Annotated in this window: 14 protein-coding genes; 3 read left to right on the forward strand and 11 right to left on the reverse strand. The window is 59.3% G+C overall.

The window, feature by feature from the left end:
• Nucleotides 1-11 precede the first annotated feature (11 nt).
• From glgX to asd, 3 genes are all read right to left on the reverse strand, one after another.
• A complete protein-coding gene (glgX, locus tag DBY73_RS14485; protein ID WP_112011801.1) occupies nucleotides 12-1,985 on the reverse strand; it encodes a glycogen debranching protein GlgX in 1,974 nt (657 codons plus the stop codon).
• The gene (gene glgB / locus DBY73_RS14490) at nucleotides 1,982-4,168 is read right to left on the reverse strand and encodes a 1,4-alpha-glucan branching enzyme (protein ID WP_112011802.1); all 2,187 of its coding nucleotides are present in this window, start codon (nucleotides 4,166-4,168) and stop codon (nucleotides 1,982-1,984) included. The genes glgX and glgB overlap by 4 nt, the downstream gene beginning before the upstream one ends.
• Nucleotides 4,169-4,408: 240 nt before the next feature.
• A complete protein-coding gene (gene asd / locus DBY73_RS14495; protein ID WP_112011803.1) occupies nucleotides 4,409-5,512 on the reverse strand; it encodes an aspartate-semialdehyde dehydrogenase in 1,104 nt (367 codons plus the stop codon).
• 177 nt (nucleotides 5,513-5,689) lie between these two features.
• On the opposite strand from asd, the gene yhgN reads away from it, so the two are divergent.
• Nucleotides 5,690-6,283: an NAAT family transporter YhgN gene (yhgN, locus tag DBY73_RS14500; protein ID WP_003861574.1), complete on the forward strand. Its 594-nt coding sequence runs from the start codon at nucleotides 5,690-5,692 to the stop codon at nucleotides 6,281-6,283.
• A gap of 192 nt (nucleotides 6,284-6,475) precedes the next feature.
• On the opposite strand, the gene gntU is transcribed toward yhgN, so the two are convergent.
• From gntU to DBY73_RS14525, 5 genes are all read right to left on the reverse strand, one after another.
• Nucleotides 6,476-7,816, reverse strand: coding sequence for a gluconate transporter (gene gntU, locus DBY73_RS14505; RefSeq protein WP_112011804.1), 1,341 nt, complete (start codon nucleotides 7,814-7,816; stop codon nucleotides 6,476-6,478).
• 3 nt (nucleotides 7,817-7,819) lie between these two features.
• Entirely contained in the window at nucleotides 7,820-8,347 is a 528-nt protein-coding gene (gntK, locus tag DBY73_RS14510; protein WP_112011805.1) for a gluconokinase, read from the reverse strand.
• Between the two features lie 126 nt (nucleotides 8,348-8,473).
• Complete coding sequence (gene gntR, locus DBY73_RS14515) at nucleotides 8,474-9,469, reverse strand: gluconate operon transcriptional repressor GntR (protein WP_112011806.1); 996 nt, start codon at nucleotides 9,467-9,469, stop codon at nucleotides 8,474-8,476.
• Between the two features lie 101 nt (nucleotides 9,470-9,570).
• On the reverse strand, nucleotides 9,571-10,266 hold the full coding sequence (locus DBY73_RS14520; RefSeq protein ID WP_112011807.1) for a pirin family protein: 696 nt from the start codon (nucleotides 10,264-10,266) through the stop codon (nucleotides 9,571-9,573).
• A 123-nt stretch (nucleotides 10,267-10,389) separates the two neighbouring features.
• Nucleotides 10,390-11,427 (reverse strand): oxidoreductase, encoded by a 1,038-nt coding sequence (locus DBY73_RS14525; RefSeq protein ID WP_112011808.1) that lies wholly within the window; start codon nucleotides 11,425-11,427, stop codon nucleotides 10,390-10,392.
• Between the two features lie 310 nt (nucleotides 11,428-11,737).
• Here DBY73_RS14525 and yhhY point away from each other — a divergent pair, with 310 nt between their 5' ends.
• The gene (gene yhhY / locus DBY73_RS14530; protein ID WP_112011809.1) at nucleotides 11,738-12,226 is read left to right on the forward strand and encodes an N-acetyltransferase; all 489 of its coding nucleotides are present in this window, start codon (nucleotides 11,738-11,740) and stop codon (nucleotides 12,224-12,226) included.
• A 108-nt stretch (nucleotides 12,227-12,334) separates the two neighbouring features.
• On the opposite strand, the gene ggt is transcribed toward yhhY, so the two are convergent.
• Nucleotides 12,335-14,077 carry a gamma-glutamyltransferase gene (gene ggt / locus DBY73_RS14535; protein ID WP_112011855.1) on the reverse strand — a complete coding sequence of 581 codons (1,743 nt, stop codon included), beginning with the start codon at nucleotides 14,075-14,077 and terminating at the stop codon, nucleotides 12,335-12,337.
• Nucleotides 14,078-14,202: 125 nt separating this feature from the next.
• Here ggt and DBY73_RS14540 point away from each other — a divergent pair, with 125 nt between their 5' ends.
• A complete protein-coding gene (locus tag DBY73_RS14540; protein WP_112011810.1) occupies nucleotides 14,203-14,583 on the forward strand; it encodes a DUF2756 family protein in 381 nt (126 codons plus the stop codon).
• Here the strand turns inward: DBY73_RS14540 and ugpQ are convergent.
• Nucleotides 14,564-15,313, reverse strand: a complete 750-nt coding sequence (gene ugpQ / locus DBY73_RS14545) for a glycerophosphodiester phosphodiesterase (RefSeq protein WP_112011811.1) — start codon at nucleotides 15,311-15,313, stop codon at nucleotides 14,564-14,566. The two genes, DBY73_RS14540 and ugpQ, sit on opposite strands and share 20 nt — an antisense overlap.
• Nucleotides 15,310-16,380, reverse strand: a complete 1,071-nt coding sequence (locus tag DBY73_RS14550; RefSeq protein ID WP_112011812.1) for a sn-glycerol-3-phosphate import ATP-binding protein UgpC — start codon at nucleotides 16,378-16,380, stop codon at nucleotides 15,310-15,312. The genes ugpQ and DBY73_RS14550 overlap by 4 nt, the downstream gene beginning before the upstream one ends.
• Nucleotide 16,381 lies beyond the last annotated feature (1 nt).

The following is a 16,381-nucleotide window of genomic DNA, read 5'->3' on the forward strand; positions in this document are numbered from 1 at the left end:
CTCCTTTTTTATCATCTTTGGAATACGCACACTCCGTGCGCAGGCCCGTGCCAGACAGCCATTAACACCGGATTATCCGCTCCGGCGAAAGGGGGAATGGCGCGCCACTCCCCGTCAGGTAAAACAATCTCTGCGACGTCATCCGTCGCGTTCAGCGCGATCAGCCACTTATCCGAGAGCAGGATTTGCAGGCGAGGCACGCCGTGTTGCCACTCATGCGCGCTTAACGGCTGCGCGTCTTGATTCAGCCAGCGAACGTTGCCGTCCCCCTCTTCCCACCAGCGATCGGCGGTGAGAGCAGGAATTTGCTGGCGAAGGTGGATCAGCGCCGCGGTAAAATGGGTCAAACCGCTGTTCGCGTCCTCCCAGTTAAGCCAGGTTAAGGAGTTGTCCTGGCAATAGGCGTTATTGTTGCCGTGCTGGCTGTGGCCGTGTTCATCACCCGCCAGCAGCATCGGCGTGCCCTGGGACAGCAGCAGCGTCGTCAACAGCGCGTGTACGCTGTCGCGCCGCCGCTCGATCACGTCCAGGCTCCCGCCTAATCCTTCTATACCATGATTGAAGCTATGGTTATTGTTAGTCCCATCGCGATTCTCCTCGCCGTTTGCCTCATTGTGTTTCTGATTGAAACAAACGCAGTCGCGCAGCGTGAAGCCGTCGTGCGCCGTCACCAGATTGATCGTCGAGGACGGTAATTTGCCCTCGCGCTTAAAGAGATCGCTGGAACCGGCAAAACGTCCGGCGAACTCCCCCAGTGACAGATTCCGCTCAAGCCAGAAGCGGCGCGCGGCGTCGCGAAAATGGTCGTTCCATTCGGCAAACGGCGGCGGGAAGTTCCCCACCTGATAGCCGCCTTCCCCGATGTCCCAAGGCTCGGCGATCAGTTTCACCTGCGAGAGCACCGGACATTTTTTTATCGCCTCAAACAGCGGCGCCTGCGGGCTAAACGCCGGCGTGCGCCCCATGACGGGCGCCAGATCAAACCGAAAGCCGTCGACGTGAAACGTCTCCACCCAGTACTTCAGGCATTCATAAGCGTAGTGCGTCACGGCTGGATGGCTGAGATTGAGCGTGTTACCGCAGCCGGTCCAGTTGAAGTAATCGCCATCCTCCCTGATCCAATAATAGCTACGGTTATCAATTCCGCGCAGGGAGAGCGTCGGGCCGTCAAGATCGCTTTCCGCGCTGTGGTTCAGCACCACGTCCAGAATGACCTCAATTCCCGCCCGGTGGAGCGCCTTGACCGCGTCGCGAAGCTCGTCCCGCGCCTTATCAGGATCGGCGGCGTAGCGCGGGTCGAGGGCAAACATCGCCAGCGGGTTATAGCCCCAGTAGTTGCTTAGCCCAAGCCGCTGCAGGCGCGGCTCGCTGGCGAAATGCGCCACGGGCAGCAGCTCCAGCGCGGTAATGCCCAGATGCTTCAGGTAGGCCACCATGGTCGGGTGGCCGAGCGCCTTATAGGTGCCGCGCATCTCTTTCGGAATCGACGGGTGCAGGTACGTCAGCCCCTTCACGTGGGCTTCGTAGATGACGGTGTTGCCCCACGGCGTGCGCGGCGCGGCGTCGTCTTCCCAGTCGTACAGGTCGTTCACCACCACGCTTTTCGGCGCGAGGGGCGCGCTGTCGCGATGGTCCGGCTCGCCGTAGCCGACGTGGAACAGCGGGTCGTCTTTGAACTCACCGTCCACGCGGTGGGCGCACGGATCGAGCAGCAGCTTCGCCGGGTTAAACCAGTGCCCCTGCGCGGGCGCCCACGGGCCGTGAACGCGAAATCCGTAGCGCAGTCCCGGACGCCCGCCGGCCAGGTAGCCGTGCCAGGTGTCTCCGGTGCGCGACGGCAGATCGTAACGGTGCTCGTTGCCTTCGCCGTCAAACACGCACAGCTCAACCCGCTCCGCGTGCGCGGAAAAGAGCGTGAAGTTCACGCCTTTTCCGTCAAAGCGTGCCCCAAGCGGTTCGCTTCGGCCTGCCGTCAGCTGCGTCATTCGCCCTCCCGAACCAGCCAGAGGGTGCTGAGCGGCGGCAACGTCAGGCTGAGCGAGTTGGGTCGTCCGTGGCTTTCCTGCTCGTCGCTCTGCACCAGGCCGCCGTTTCCGGCATTGCTGCCGTGATAGTGCATCGAGTCGGTGTTGAGGATTTCGCGCCATTTGCCCGGCTGGTTTATGCCGAAGCGGTAGTGATTGCGCGGAACGGGGGTAAAGTTGCTGGCAACGATGATCTCGTTACCCGCCTTGTCGCGGCGCACGAAGACGAACACCGAGCGCTCGCGATCGTCCACCACCAGCCACTCAAAGCCGTACGGATCGAAGTCCAGCTCGTGCAGGGCCTTATGGTGACGATAGGTCAGGTTCAGGTCGCGCACCAGGCGCTGCACGCCGTGGTGCCAGTTGTCGCCCCCTTCCAGCAGGTGCCAGTCGAGGCTGGTGTCATGGTTCCACTCGCGTCCCTGAGCAAACTCGTTGCCCATAAACAGCAGCTTTTTCCCCGGGAAGGCGAACAGCCAGCCGTAGTAGGCGCGCAGGTTGGCGAACTTCTGCCACGCGTCGCCCGGCATGCGGTCGAGAATCGATTTTTTGCCGTGAACGACCTCATCGTGCGACAGCGGCAGCATGAAGTTTTCGGTGTAGTTATAGAGCAGGCCGAACGTCAGCTTGTCGTGATGATGCTGACGGTACACCGGGTCGAGCTTCATGTAGTCGAGCGTGTCGTGCATCCAGCCAAGGTTCCACTTGTACCAGAAGCCGAGGCCGCCCATCGACGGCGGACGGGAGACGCCGGGAAAGTCGGTCGACTCTTCCGCCATGGTCACCGCGCCCTCGACCTGCTCGCCGAGAATGCGGTTGGTGTTGCGCAGGAACTCTATCGCCTCGAGGTTTTCCCGCCCGCCGAATTCGTTCGGGATCCACTCGCCCTCTTTGCGGCTGTAGTCGCGGTAGATCATCGAGGCCACCGCGTCGACGCGCAGGGCATCCACGCCGAAGCGTTCAATCCAGTACAGCGCGTTGCCCACCAGGTAATTCGTCACCTCGCGGCGGCCGTAGTTGTAGATCAGCGTGTTCCAGTCCTGGTGATAGCCTTCGCGCGGGTCGCTGTGCTCGTAGAGCTTAGTGCCGTCAAACTCTGCCAGCGCAAAGTCATCTGACGGGAAATGGCCCGGCACCCAGTCGAGGATCACGTTCAGCCCCGCGGCGTGCGCGGCGTTGATAAAGTAGCGGAAATCGTCGCGCGTGCCGAAGCGCCGCGTCGGGGCGTAAAGCCCGGTCGGCTGATAGCCCCAGCTGCCGTCGAACGGGTGTTCGTTGATCGGCAGCAGCTCAAGATGGGTAAAGCCCATCCATTTGGCGTAGGGCACCAGCTGGTCGGCCAGCTCGCGGTAGCTGAGCCAGAAGTTGTTATCGGTGTGACGACGCCAGGAGCCAAGGTGCACTTCGTACACCGAGATCGGCGCGTCGAAGCGGTTGGCCTGCTTGCGCTCTTCGCTCTGGGTAATTTTCTCCGGCAGGCCGCAAATCAGCGAGGCGGTATCCGGCCGCATCTGCGCTTCGAAGGCGTACGGGTCGGCTTTGATGCGCAGCTTGCCGTTGGCATCAATCATTTCGAACTTGTAGAGCTGGCCATTGTGCGCGCCGGGGATAAACAGCTCCCAGATGCCGGTTTCGCGGCGCAGGCGCATAGGGTGACGGCGGCCGTCCCAGTAGTTGAACTGCCCGACCACGGAGACGCGCTGGGCGTTCGGCGCCCACACGGCAAACCGCGTGCCGGTTACGCCGTCCATCGTATCGGCATGGGCGCCGAGCGTTTCATACGGACGCAGGTGGGTGCCTTCAGAGAGCAGCCAGGCGTCCATCTCCTTGAGCAGCGGGCCAAAGCTGTAGGGGTCGTCGATCAGGTTTTGCTGGCCGTGCCAAACGACCGCAAGCTGGTAGCGAAAGGGGTTTTTACGACGCGGCATAATGCCGCAGAAGAAGCCTCGCGAATCAAGGCATTCAAGGTTGCCGACCTTACGGCCGGTTTTGGGCTCGATGACCCACACTTCCGTAGCGTCAGGTAAGAGTGCCCGGACTTCCAGCCCGGCCTCCGTGCGGTGCATTCCCAGCACGGAAAAGGGGTCGGCAAAATGACCCGCAATAAGCGCATTAATCACGTCTCTCGAAATACGATCGGACATGGTATTCATCCTGTTTTTTTTATGTCGCCCTTTTTACGCGCTCCGGGACGACTTTTAATGTGACCTGAACGGTGCAGCACATCCTCTCTGCTCCGCCCTACCCTCAGGTGAGAAATAAATCTTCCTTAAAGCATAGCCAACGACGTAGACCCTCCAGATAAAAAATAGGACATCTGCGTTTTACTCCATGTAGTACGCAAAAAAAGGGGGTGAAAATCACCCCCGGTAGTTATCAAATTATTACGCCAGTTGGCGAAGCATGCGGCGCAGCGGTTCGGCCGCGCCCCACAGAAGCTGGTCGCCGACGGTGAACGCGGAGAGGTACTCCGGCCCCATGTTCAGCTTGCGCAGGCGGCCCACCGGCGTGGTCAGCGTGCCGGTCACGGCCGCAGGCGTCAGTTCGCGCATGGTGATATCGCGATCGTTTGGCACCACTTTCGCCCACGGGTTGTGCGCGGCCAGCAGCTCTTCCACGGTCGGAATAGACACATCTTTTTTCAGTTTAAGGGTGAAAGCCTGGCTGTGGCAGCGCAGCGCGCCGATGCGCACGCACAGGCCGTCCACCGGAATGGTGTTCGCGGTCGCGAGGATTTTGTTGGTCTCGGCCTGGCCCTTCCACTCTTCGCGGGTCTGGCCGTTATCCAGCTGTTTGTCGATCCACGGGATCAGTCCACCGGCCAGCGGTACGCCGAAGTTATCCACCGGCAGCGCGCCGCTGCGGGTCAGCTGAGTGACTTTACGCTCGATATCGAGGATCGCAGACGCCGGGTTTGCCAGCTCGGTGGCAACGCTGTCGTGCAGCTGGCCCATCTGGGTCAGCAGTTCGCGCATGTGGCGCGCGCCGCCGCCGGACGCCGCCTGGTACGTGGCGACAGAGACCCACTCCACCAGATCCTGCGCGAACAGGCCGCCGAGGGACATCAGCATCAGGCTGACGGTGCAGTTGCCGCCTACGAAGGTTTTCACGCCGTTGTTCAGGCCGTCGGTGATGACATCCTGGTTCACCGGGTCAAGAATAATGATGGCATCGTCCTTCATGCGCAGCGATGACGCCGCGTCAATCCAGTAGCCCTGCCAGCCGCTTTCACGCAGCTTTGGGTAAATCTCGTTGGTATAATCGCCGCCCTGGCAGGTGACAATAACGTCGAGTGCCTTCAGCGCTTCCAGATCGTAAGCATCCTGCAGCGTACCTGTGGTACCCCCAAAGGAAGGCGCAGCCTGGCCGAGCTGGGAAGTCGAGAAGAAGACCGGGCGGATAGCGTCGAAATCGCGCTCTTCAACCATGCGCTGCATGAGGACAGAGCCGACCATTCCACGCCAACCGATAAAACCAACGTTTTTCATAGCATTTTTTTCCTGCAAGGGTGTGTGCTGTTTATGCAAACCAGTATTCAACTGAGATATGCTTCACATTACAAAATGCTGCCAAAGTCGCAAGCGAAATTAATCGATGATTGCCCTGCAATCAGAAAAGCAGCTAATCATACGAATAACCATACAAATATTCAGGGATAATTAACCATGAGTGAGATCATTTCGGCGGCCGTTTTATTGATCCTTATTATGGATCCGCTCGGCAATCTGCCCATCTTCATGTCGGTGCTGAAGCACACCGAGCCGAAGCGCCGTCGGGCGATCATGATCCGCGAGCTGCTTATCGCGCTGCTGGTGATGTTTATCTTCCTGTTTGCGGGCGAGAAGATTTTGGCCTTCCTCAACCTGCGTGCGGAAACGGTCTCGATTTCCGGCGGGATCATTCTGTTCCTGATCGCGATAAAGATGATTTTCCCGAGCGCGGAGGGCAGCAGCAGCGGCCTGCCCGCGGGCGAAGAGCCGTTCATCGTGCCGCTGGCGATCCCGCTGGTTGCCGGGCCGACGATTCTGGCGACGCTGATGCTGCTGTCGCATCAGTACCCGAATCAGATGAGCCACCTGGTGATTGCCCTGCTGATTGCCTGGGGCGGGACGTTTATCATTCTGCTGCAGTCGTCGCTGTTCCTGCGCCTGCTGGGCGAGAAAGGGGTAAACGCGCTGGAGCGGTTAATGGGATTGATACTGGTGATGATGGCGACGCAGATGTTCCTGGACGGGATTCGGGCGTGGATGAAGGGTTAGCAAGGTAAATGCAAAAGGCAACGCGAGTTGCCTTTTTGATGTTTGCACCCTCTCCCCGTGGGAGAGGGCCGGGGGTGAGGGCACCAGACAGCACAATTCCCCCTCACCCTAACCCTCTCCCTCAGGGAGAGGGGACTGTTCGGTGCAGATTTTAACCTTCTCTCTCCCACAGGGAGAGGGAGAAAACCAACGTTAGCTCAGCAGCGAAAACGCAATCATCCCGACAATCGCACCCGTGGTGCCGAGGATGGTTTCCATCAGCGTCCAGGTTTTCAGGGTTTGCGCTTCGGTCGCGCCGGTAAATTTACCGAACAGCCAGAAGCCCGCGTCGTTCACGTGGGACACCACAATCGAGCCGCCCGCGATGCAGATGGAGAGTGCCGCCATCTGCGCGCCGGAGTAGTTCAGCTGTTCAATCACCGGCATCACCAGCCCCACGGCGGTTAAGCACGCTACGGTCGCGGAGCCCTGAATGATACGCACCGCCGCGGCCAGCACGAAGCAGGTTACCGCAATCGGCAGGCCCATCCCCGTCAGCGCTTCGCCCAGCGCCGGACCGACGCCGGAATCCACCAGCACCTGCTTGAACACGCCACCGGCACCGATCACCAGCAGGATAATGCCCGCAGGCTGCAGCGCCGCGCCGCAGATCTCCATCACGCGGTCTTTTGCCATCCCCTGACGCATCGCCAGGCCGTAAATCGCGACCAGACACGCCACCAGGATCGCGGTGAACGGGTGGCCGATAAACTCAAACCATTCGTAGGCGGTAGAGCCTTCCGGCACAAAGCGCGCGGCGATGGTTTTCAGGCCCACCAGCACCAGCGGCAGCAGGATCAGCGACAGGCTGAAGCCGAAGGACGGCATTTTGCCTTCGCCCAGGTGCGGCTCGGTGATGTCGTCCGGAATGTGCAGCTCAACGTAGCGGCTGATGAAGTTGCCCCACAGCGGCCCGGCGATAATCATCCCCGGGATCGCGGCGCACAGGCCAATCAGGATCATCCAGCCGAAGTCGGCGTGCATCTGGGAGGCCAGCAGCATCGGCGCGGGCCCCGGCAGCAGAAACGCCGCCGCCGCCGCCACGCCCGCAAACAGCGGAATGACCAGCTTCACGAGGTTAGTGCCGGTGTGGCGCGCCATCGAGAAGGCCACGCTAATCAGCAGCACAACGGCCACCTCAAAGAACAGCGGCAGCGCGCAGATCAGGCCTGCCAGGCCAATCGCATAGTGCGCGCGGCTGTGGCCGAAGGATTTCAGCATCTTGACGGCGATCTGATCGACCGCGCCCGTCTCGTGCAAAATCTTGCCAAACATCGCGCCCAGCGCGACCACAATCGCCAGGAAGCCCAGCGTGCCGCCCATCCCTTTTTCCATCGTCGCCGCGATTTTATCGAGCGGCATGCCGGAGAAAAGGCCAGCGCCAATAGACACCACCATCAAAGCAACGAAAGCGTGCATACGCGCTTTCATCACTAAAAACAGCAGCAGCAAAACGGAGCCAACTGCCGTCAAAACAAGCGTTAATGTACTCAAAACTTACTGCCTTTTGTTAATGACCTCGATGGTGCTTGCCACAACACCTTCCAGCGATTGATCGATATCAACCACCAATACGTCCTGCTCGTCCGCGCCCGGCTCCTGCAGCGCTTCAAACTGCGTGACCAGCATCTGGGTTTTGAAGAAGTGGCCTTTCCGCGCCTTCAGGCGGCTTTCAATCACCTCAAAATCACCTTTCAAATAGATGAAAGAGAGGTTTGGGTTGCCGTCGCGCAGCAGGTCGCGGTAGGTTTTTTTCAGCGCGGAGCACACGATCAGCGACACTTTGTTGGTGCGCTGCATGGCGAATGCGGCATCGTTCAGCGCCTGCAGCCACGGCTTGCGATCGTCGTCGTTCAGCGGCTCGCCGGAGGCCATTTTCATGATGTTGCTGCGCGGATGGAGGAAGTCGCCGTCAAGAAACGCAGCGTGCAGCTGATGCGCCACTTCGCTCGCCACGGCAGATTTACCGCTACCGGAGACGCCCATCAGGACGTAAACGTGGTGATCGTGATTAGTCGTGCTCAAAGGGTGTCCCTCAGTCAATTGTTACGGGTAACAGTTATCGGTAACATTGTCCTGCCGGGACTTTAGAGAAGCAATATCCAAACGTGCGCGAAGTGAATAAGTGTGACCTGGTTCAAATTTGTCAGACTAAATTGATCCACCCGGTGACAAGGTGAAACCTAAATCTAACATTTTAGGGGTAACTAACTCACCGCGAATACGCGCCAGCAGGCGTTCTGCACCAATCCGCCCCATGCGCTCGCGCGGGGTCAGCACGCTCGCCAGGCGCGGCTCCATCACCTGGCCAATATCGTGGCCGTGGAAACCGGCAATCGCCATATCGTCTGGGATTTTCAGCCCCAGGCGCTGGCATTCGAACGCGGCGCCCACCGCAAGGTCATCGTTGGTGCAGAAGATACCGTCCAGTTGCGGATACTCGCGTCGCGCCTGACGCATCAGCTCAATGCCGGAGGTGTAGGAGGAAGATTGCTCCACCATCACGCTGTACGGCGTTAATCCCGCGTCGAGCATCGCCTGCTCGTATCCCTTCTGTTTGATGATAGTACGTTCATCCAGACGTGCGCCAAGGTAAGCCACATGGCGATGGCCGCGGGCGATAATTGCCGCCGTCATCTGCCGCGCGGCTTCGAAGTTATCGAACCCAACGGCAATGTCGAGACACGGCGACTGGCTGTCCATCAGCTCCACCACCGGAATACCGGCCACTTCAATCATCTTCAGGGTGCGCGGCGTGTGGGTACGTTCAGTTAAAATCAGGCCGTCGATGTTCCAGGAAAGCATCGATTCCAGACGTTCCTCTTCGAGTTCCGGCTTGTACCCGTAGTGCGCGAGCATGGTCTGATAGCCAAACGCGTCGGTCACGCTTTCAATGCCGCGAAGCACTTCGGCGAACACCTGGTTGGTTAAGGAAGGCAGCAAAACGCCGACCGCGCGGCTGGTCGCATTGGAGAGAATATCGGGCGCGCGGTTGGGGATATAGCCCAGTTCATCAAGAGCCGCGGCAATTTTGCCACGCAGCGCCACGGAAACCTGCTCCGGGTTACGTATGAAGCGGCTGACCGTCATTTTGGTCACACCAACGCGATCGGCGACATCCTGAAGTACGGGGCGTTTCTTTTTCATCGTCCTGAGAAATCTTGAAGAGAGAGATTTGCTCAGTTTATCACGGACAAAGCCCAACCTTCCCCTGTCGGAGGGAAGGTTGGGCATTTATTTATGATTTATTACACCGGCGGCAGATCGAACAGCAGAATTTCGCTTTCGCCATCGGCGTGAACGGAGATCGCCTGCTCGTCCCAGATGGCCAGACCATCGGCGGTGGTTGCTTTGGTGCCGTTAATGGTCACGTCGCCTTTAACCACCTGGATCCACACGCGGCGGTTGGCGGCAATCTGGTATACGGACTGCTCGTCTTTCGCCAGCGCCCAGCGGTACAGCTCCATATCCTGATACACCTTCAGGGAACCTTCACGCGCATCCGGGGACAGCACCAGCTGTTTGCCCTGTTTGGCGTCGAAGCGGCGCTGTTCGTAGCGCGGCGTGATGCCGGTCTCTTCTGGAATGATCCAGATTTGATACAGGTGCAGTTTTTCCGTTTTGCTCGGGTTGTACTCGGAGTGACGCACCCCGGTGCCCGCGCTCATAATCTGGAACTCACCGGCCGGAACCTGCTCTTCGTTACCCATGCTGTCTTTGTGCGCCACGGCACCTTCGAGCACATAGGTCAGGATTTCCATGTCTTTGTGCGGGTGAGTGCCGAAGCCCTGGCCTGCATCAATCACGTCATCGTTAATGACGCGCAGCGCGGAGAAGCCCATAAAGTTCGGGTCATAATAATCAGCAAACGAGAATGAATGCCATGAGTCCAGCCAGCCATGATTCGCGTGACCACGTTCGTTTGCTTTGCGTAAGTAGATCATTGTTTCCACCCTCAGTTCGTTTCGATGGAGTAAGTGTGGACGCAAACGCCCTGGGATCATAGAGGGTGAAAATTGACTCCTCTGTACAAAATATTTGAACGAGTACAGAAGAGTCTTTTCGGCTTATTTCGCGAGGGTTATCGTGGCAGGAGATGCCTGCTCGAAGGCGCGTTCAAGCAGCTCAAGGTTGGTGAGAACGTCAGATTCCTTGACGTAATTCGGCGCGCCGCTGGCGAGCGTCTCGTACAGCGCATCGTAGACGCGGCCATAGTCGCCGGGTTCAGGCGCCATTTCCTCTTTCACCGTCACGCCTTCATCGTTGACGTACTCCAGCACGCCCACGGAATCGTCCGCCGCGAAGCCCGGCTCGCCCGGCATGATATTAGCCTTCAGGCTCGTCTCCTGCTGGTCGATGCCGTACTTGATAAACGAGCCTTTGGTGCCGTGAACGATGAATTTCGGGTAGTCGATTTTGACCAGGTGGCTGGTTTTGACGATGGCCTTGAGATCGCCGTAAAACAGCTGCGCTTCAAAGGTGTCGTCCGGATTGGCCTTGTTGCGCAGGCTGCGGATGTCGTACGCGGCGTGGTCCGGGCGGCCAAACAGGGAGATGATTTGGTCCATGGTGTGGACGCCGAGGCCGTAGAACGAGCCGTCCTGCGGCAGGCCCGGCTTGGTTTCCGCGACCGGACGGTAGTAATCGAAATGGCTTTCAATTTCCACGATCTCACCCAGCTTGCCGCTTTCAATCACCTTTTTCGCCGTCAGGAAGCAGCTGTCAAAGCGGCGGTTTTGGTACGGCGTGACGTTCAGCCCTTTGCTTTTTGCCAGCGCAAACAGTTCCTTCGCTTCGGCGATGGTCGGCGTAAACGGTTTTTCCACCAGCACGTTTTTGCCCGCTTCAAGCGCGCGCTTCGCGTAGTCAAAATGGCTGTCAGCGTGGGTGCAGACGACCACCAGCTTGACCTGCGGATCGTTTAACACCTCATCGAGATCGCTGGTGAAATGAATGTTGGAATACTGAGGCGACTGCTCTTCCGGCTTCGCGCTGCGGCGGTAAATATGGGCGACGTGCCAGGTATCTTTGCGGTGGAGAACATACGGAAGGTGGTAACGGGTGGTGCTTTTGCCAAATCCAATAAATGCGCAGTGTAGGGGCATGGTGTCAGTCCTTTTTTAAGGTTACTGGGTTTTACCATAGCGCAAGTTTTGCCCTCACCCCAGCCCTCTCCCACGGGGAAAGGGAGAAAAAGGACAAAAAAAAGCCAGCGAGACGCTGGCTAAAGTAATACTGGAAGCAATGTGAGCAATGTCGTGCTTTCAGGTTCCCGTAGCGGTCTTCCTGAATGCAAAGCAATAATAATCATTCTCATTCGCACTTGTCCAATACTTTTTGCAAAAATTAGCAGTTGACGCACATTTTAAAGTCATTGATGTTGGAAGGGACTTTTAACTGACCGAGGATGAAGGAATGAGTGAGATAGTGATACGCCACGCTGAACAGAAAGATATCGACGCAATTCGTCAGATTCACGCCCAGCCGGAGGTGTACCACAATACCCTACAGGTTCCTCATCCTTCGTTCGAAATGTGGCAGATGCGGCTAGGCGACCAGCAGGGTATCAAACAGCTGGTTGCCTGCATTGACGATACCGTGGTTGGACATCTCACTATTGATGTCGCCCAGCGCCCTCGCCGAAGCCACGTAGCCGATTTTGGTATTTGTGTGGGCGCAGAGTGGCACAACCGGGGCGTCGCCAGCGCCCTGATGCGCACCATGATAGACATGTGTGACAACTGGCTTCGCGTCGAGCGCATCGAACTCACGGTGTTTGTGGATAACGAACCGGCGATAGCCGTGTACAAAAAGTACGGGTTCGAAATTGAAGGCACCGGCAAGCGCTACGCCCTGCGCAACGGCGAGTATGTGGATGCGTATTATATGGCGAGAATGAAGTAGTCTGTTTCCCCCTCACCCGGCCCTCTCCCCAAAGGGGCGAGGGGAAAAATCGCACCGTGCAATCCCCTCTCCCCCATGGGGAGAGGGTTAGGGTGAGGGGTACAAAAATCAGTACCCCGCCGTCAAATCATCTACCGATCGCGGGTCCGATGCGCCAAACAGCGCGCCGTCCGGCCCGACCATAATGCTCTGCGTGCTGCCCATCGCCTCTTTTACCGCGACCTTCTGCCCGCGCTGCTCCAGCAGTTTGATGGTGTCCGGGCTAAAGCCCTTCTCGACGCGCAGCTCGTCCGGCAGCCACTGGTGGTGGAAGCGCGGCGCGTTGGTTGCTTCAGCGACGTTCATCCCAAAATCGATGCTGTTGACCACCATCTGCAGCACGGTAGTGATAATCCGGCTGCCGCCTGGGCTACCGGTCACCAGCCACGTTTTACCGTCTTTCACCACGATGGTCGGCGACATAGACGACAGCGGGCGCTTCTTCGGCCCGACCGCGTTGGCATCGCCGCCCACCAGCCCGTAAACGTTCGGTACGCCCGGTTTAGCAGAGAAGTCATCCATCTCGTTGTTGAGCAGAATGCCGCTGTTCCCCGCGACGATGCCGGTGCCGAAGGTGGTGTTAAGCGTATAGGTCACCGCCACCGCGTTGCCGTCTTTATCCACGACGGAGAAATGCGTGGTCTGATTGCTCTCGTATGGGGCCAGCTTGCCGGGGCGGATCTCGCTCGACGGCTTGGCCTTGTTGATGTCGATTTCGTCGGCAATGGATTTGGCATAGGCTTTGTTGGTCAGCGCCTGCCACGGCACCTTCACGAAGTCCGGATCGCCGAGATATTCCGAACGGTCTGCGTAGGCGCGCTTTTCCGCTTCGGCCATCACCTGCATCGCGTCGGCGCTGCCGAAGCCAAACTTGTGCATATCGAAGTTTTCAAGAATGTTGAGGATCTGCACGATGTGGATCCCGCCGGAGGACGGCGGCGGCATGGAGAAGACCTCGTAGCCGCGATAGGTGCCGCTAATCGGCTCGCGCTCCACCGCCTTGTATTCCGCCAGGTCCGCTTTGGTGATGAGCCCGCCGTTCTTCTGCATCTCTTCAGCAATCTGGTCAGCAATCGCTCCCTTATAGAACGCGTCCGGGCCGTTCTCGGCAATCAGCTCCAGGCTTTTCGCCAGGTTCTTCTGCACCAGCTTATCGCCCTTCTTCAGCGGCTCGCCCTCTTTCCAGAAGATGGCCTTGCTGTTTTCATGATTCGGAATGACTTCGCTGCCGTAGGTTTTGAGATCGTCCGCCAGGGCATCGTTCACCACGAAGCCGTCGCGCGCCAGCGCAATCGCGGGCTGCACCACCTTGTTGAGCGGCATCGTGCCGTATTTTTCCAGCGCCAGCGAGAAGCCCGCAACGGTGCCCGGCGTGCCGCTTGCCAAATGTGAGGTGAGGGATTTTTTGCTGTCCGGGTTGCCCTGGTCGTCGAGGAACATATCGCGCGACGCCTGATTAGGCGCCATTTCGCGGAAGTCAATGGCGGTGGTTTTGCCGTCTTTGGTGCGCAGCATCATAAAGCCGCCGCCGCCCAGGTTGCCCGCCTGCGGGTGCGTCACCGCCAGCGCATAGCCGACCGCGACGGCCGCATCCACCGCGTTGCCGCCCTGCCTGAGAATATCGACGCCCACTTGCGTTGCCAGCGCGTCCACCGAGGCCACCATCCCGTGCGTCGCGCGAACGGGATGGAAAACGTCTTCCTCCACGCCATACGACACCGGCGGAGCGGCGGGCGGGTTTGCCGCCACGCTAAACGTGCCGCCTGCCATCAGCGCGGCGAGCGCGACCCAGCGCAAAAACGTTGGTTTCATCATTATTGTTCTCCAGGTGAAGGGGTCCATATTCCCCGCTTAAGCCTGGTTCACAACTCTTAAAAAATCATCGTCATGGCGAAATCAGAGTAAACTTAAGTGAGGCCTCACAGGAGGAAACAACCATGAAACGCATAGTGATTCTGACGGCGCTGCTCCCGTTCGCCGCGCTCGCACAGCCGATTAATACCCTCAACAACCCGAACCAGCCGGGCTACGTCATTCCGAGCCAGCAGCGCATGCAGACGGAGATGATGAGCCAACAGCAGCAGCAAAAAGGGATGCTGAACCAGCAGCTAAGAACGCAGACCCAGATGCAGCAGCAGAACCTGCAAAACCAGATGAATGCCAACACGCAGCGCGTTCAGCAGGGTCAGATGCGCGAGCAGCCGCTGCAGAATAAAAACGGCGGGATGCTCGGCGGAGGAAGCACGCTAAACGGCGGCCAGCAGCACATGCTTACGCCGCCGTCGAACGGCAGTATGCTCAATAATCCGCAGAACTAAAGTTCGGGCCAATCCGGTCAATCGCATCGGTACAGATGCTGTCCACGCCCCAGCGCAGCAGCTCGGCTGCCCGCTGGGGCCTGTTGACGGTATACACCAGGATATGCAGGCCCGCATCCTTCAGCCTCTTCACGCGCGCCTCGTCCAGCAGGCGGTGGTTGAGGTGTATCGACACGCAGCCTAAGCGGGTCGTCAGTTCGCGCCAGTCTTCGCGCCACTCGTCCAGCAGCAGCCCGCGCGGCAGTTCCGGCACGGCGGCCTGCGCGGCCTCCAGCGCATCAATCTCGAACGATGACAGCAGCGGCGCGGTCATCCCCTGCCACAGCTCGCGCGCGGCGAGGGCAATCGCTTTGCCGGTCAGCGGCCCCGTCCCGGTCGTCGGTTTGATTTCAATGTTAGCCATCATGCCATGCTGGCGACAGCGATCGGCGACTTCCGCCAGCAGCGGCAGCGGCTCGCCTTTGAACTCGCCGCTGAACCAGCTTCCGGCGTCCACCTTCAGCAGATCGCGCCACGGCAGCTCTCCCGCCACGCCCCAGCCGTTGCTCGTGCGCTCAAGGTTGTCGTCGTGCAGCAAAAATATTTCGCCATCTTTCGATAGCTTAGCGTCAAACTCGATCATCGTATGACCGAAGCGCGCCCCCGTGTCGATGGCCGCCAGGGTGTTTTCCGGGGCCAGCTTGCCGCCGCCGCGGTGGGCGACGACGTGGGGGTAAGGCCAGTTGCTCATATGCGTTGTCCTGTTTCACCGTCAAAAAAGTGCAGGTGATTTTCCGGCAGGTGCAGCCACAGCGTGCTGCCTGCTTTCGGGCGCGCCTGATGGGCCAGGCGCACCACCATTTTTTGTTCGCCCCAGCGCCCGTGCGCCAGGTTGTCTGCCCCGAGCATCTCCAGCGTGTCCATCACCAGCGGCACGCCGCCGTCCGCCTGAGAGGTCAGGCCAATGTGCTCCGGGCGAATGCCGAGCGTCATTTTACGCCCTGCGTAGCCACGATAGTACCAGCTGATGGGCAATGCCATCCCGCTTTCCAGCTCAAAGTGCGTGCCCGCGGTGCTGATGCGCCCGTCCAGCAGGTTCATCGCCGGGCTGCCGATGAAGCTCGCCACGAAGCGGCTGGCCGGCTTTTCGTACACCTCAACCGGGGTGCCGATCTGCTCGGCGACGCCTTTGTTCATCACCATCACGCGCTGGGCGAGGGTCATGGCCTCCACCTGATCGTGCGTCACGTACAGCGACGTCGTTTTCAGGCGACGATGAAGCTGCTGCAATTCGAGGCGCATCTGCACGCGCAGCTTGGCGTCGAGGTTAGAGAGCGGCTCGTCGAACAGAAACACCGCCGGATCGCGCACGATGGCGCGCCCCATCGCCACGCGCTGGCGCTGGCCGCCGGAGAGTTCGCGCGGGCGGCGCTTGAGCAGATCGTCCAGCTCGAGAATGCGGGCCGCCTCCTTCACGCGCTCCTCGATATGGCCTTTGCCCATGCCGCGGATTTTCAGCCCCCAGGCCATGTTCTCTTCCACGCTCATGTGCGGATAGAGCGCGTAGTTCTGGAACACCATCGCGATACCGCGATCTTTCGGCTCCATCTCGGTGACGCGCTGGCGATCGATCCAGATATCGCCGGAGGTGACGCGCTCCAGCCCCGCCACCATGCGCAGCAGCGTGGATTTGCCGCAGCCGGACGGGCCGACCATCACGATAAACTCGCCGTCCGCCACGTCGAGCGTCAGCGGCTGAATCACCTGGGTTTTGCCATCCCAGCTTTTGGTTACTGCCTGAAGTTTTAAACCTGCCATC

The sequence above is a fragment of the Enterobacter sp. RIT418 genome (assembly GCF_003057745.1).
Classification (GTDB): Bacteria; Pseudomonadota; Gammaproteobacteria; order Enterobacterales; family Enterobacteriaceae; genus Enterobacter.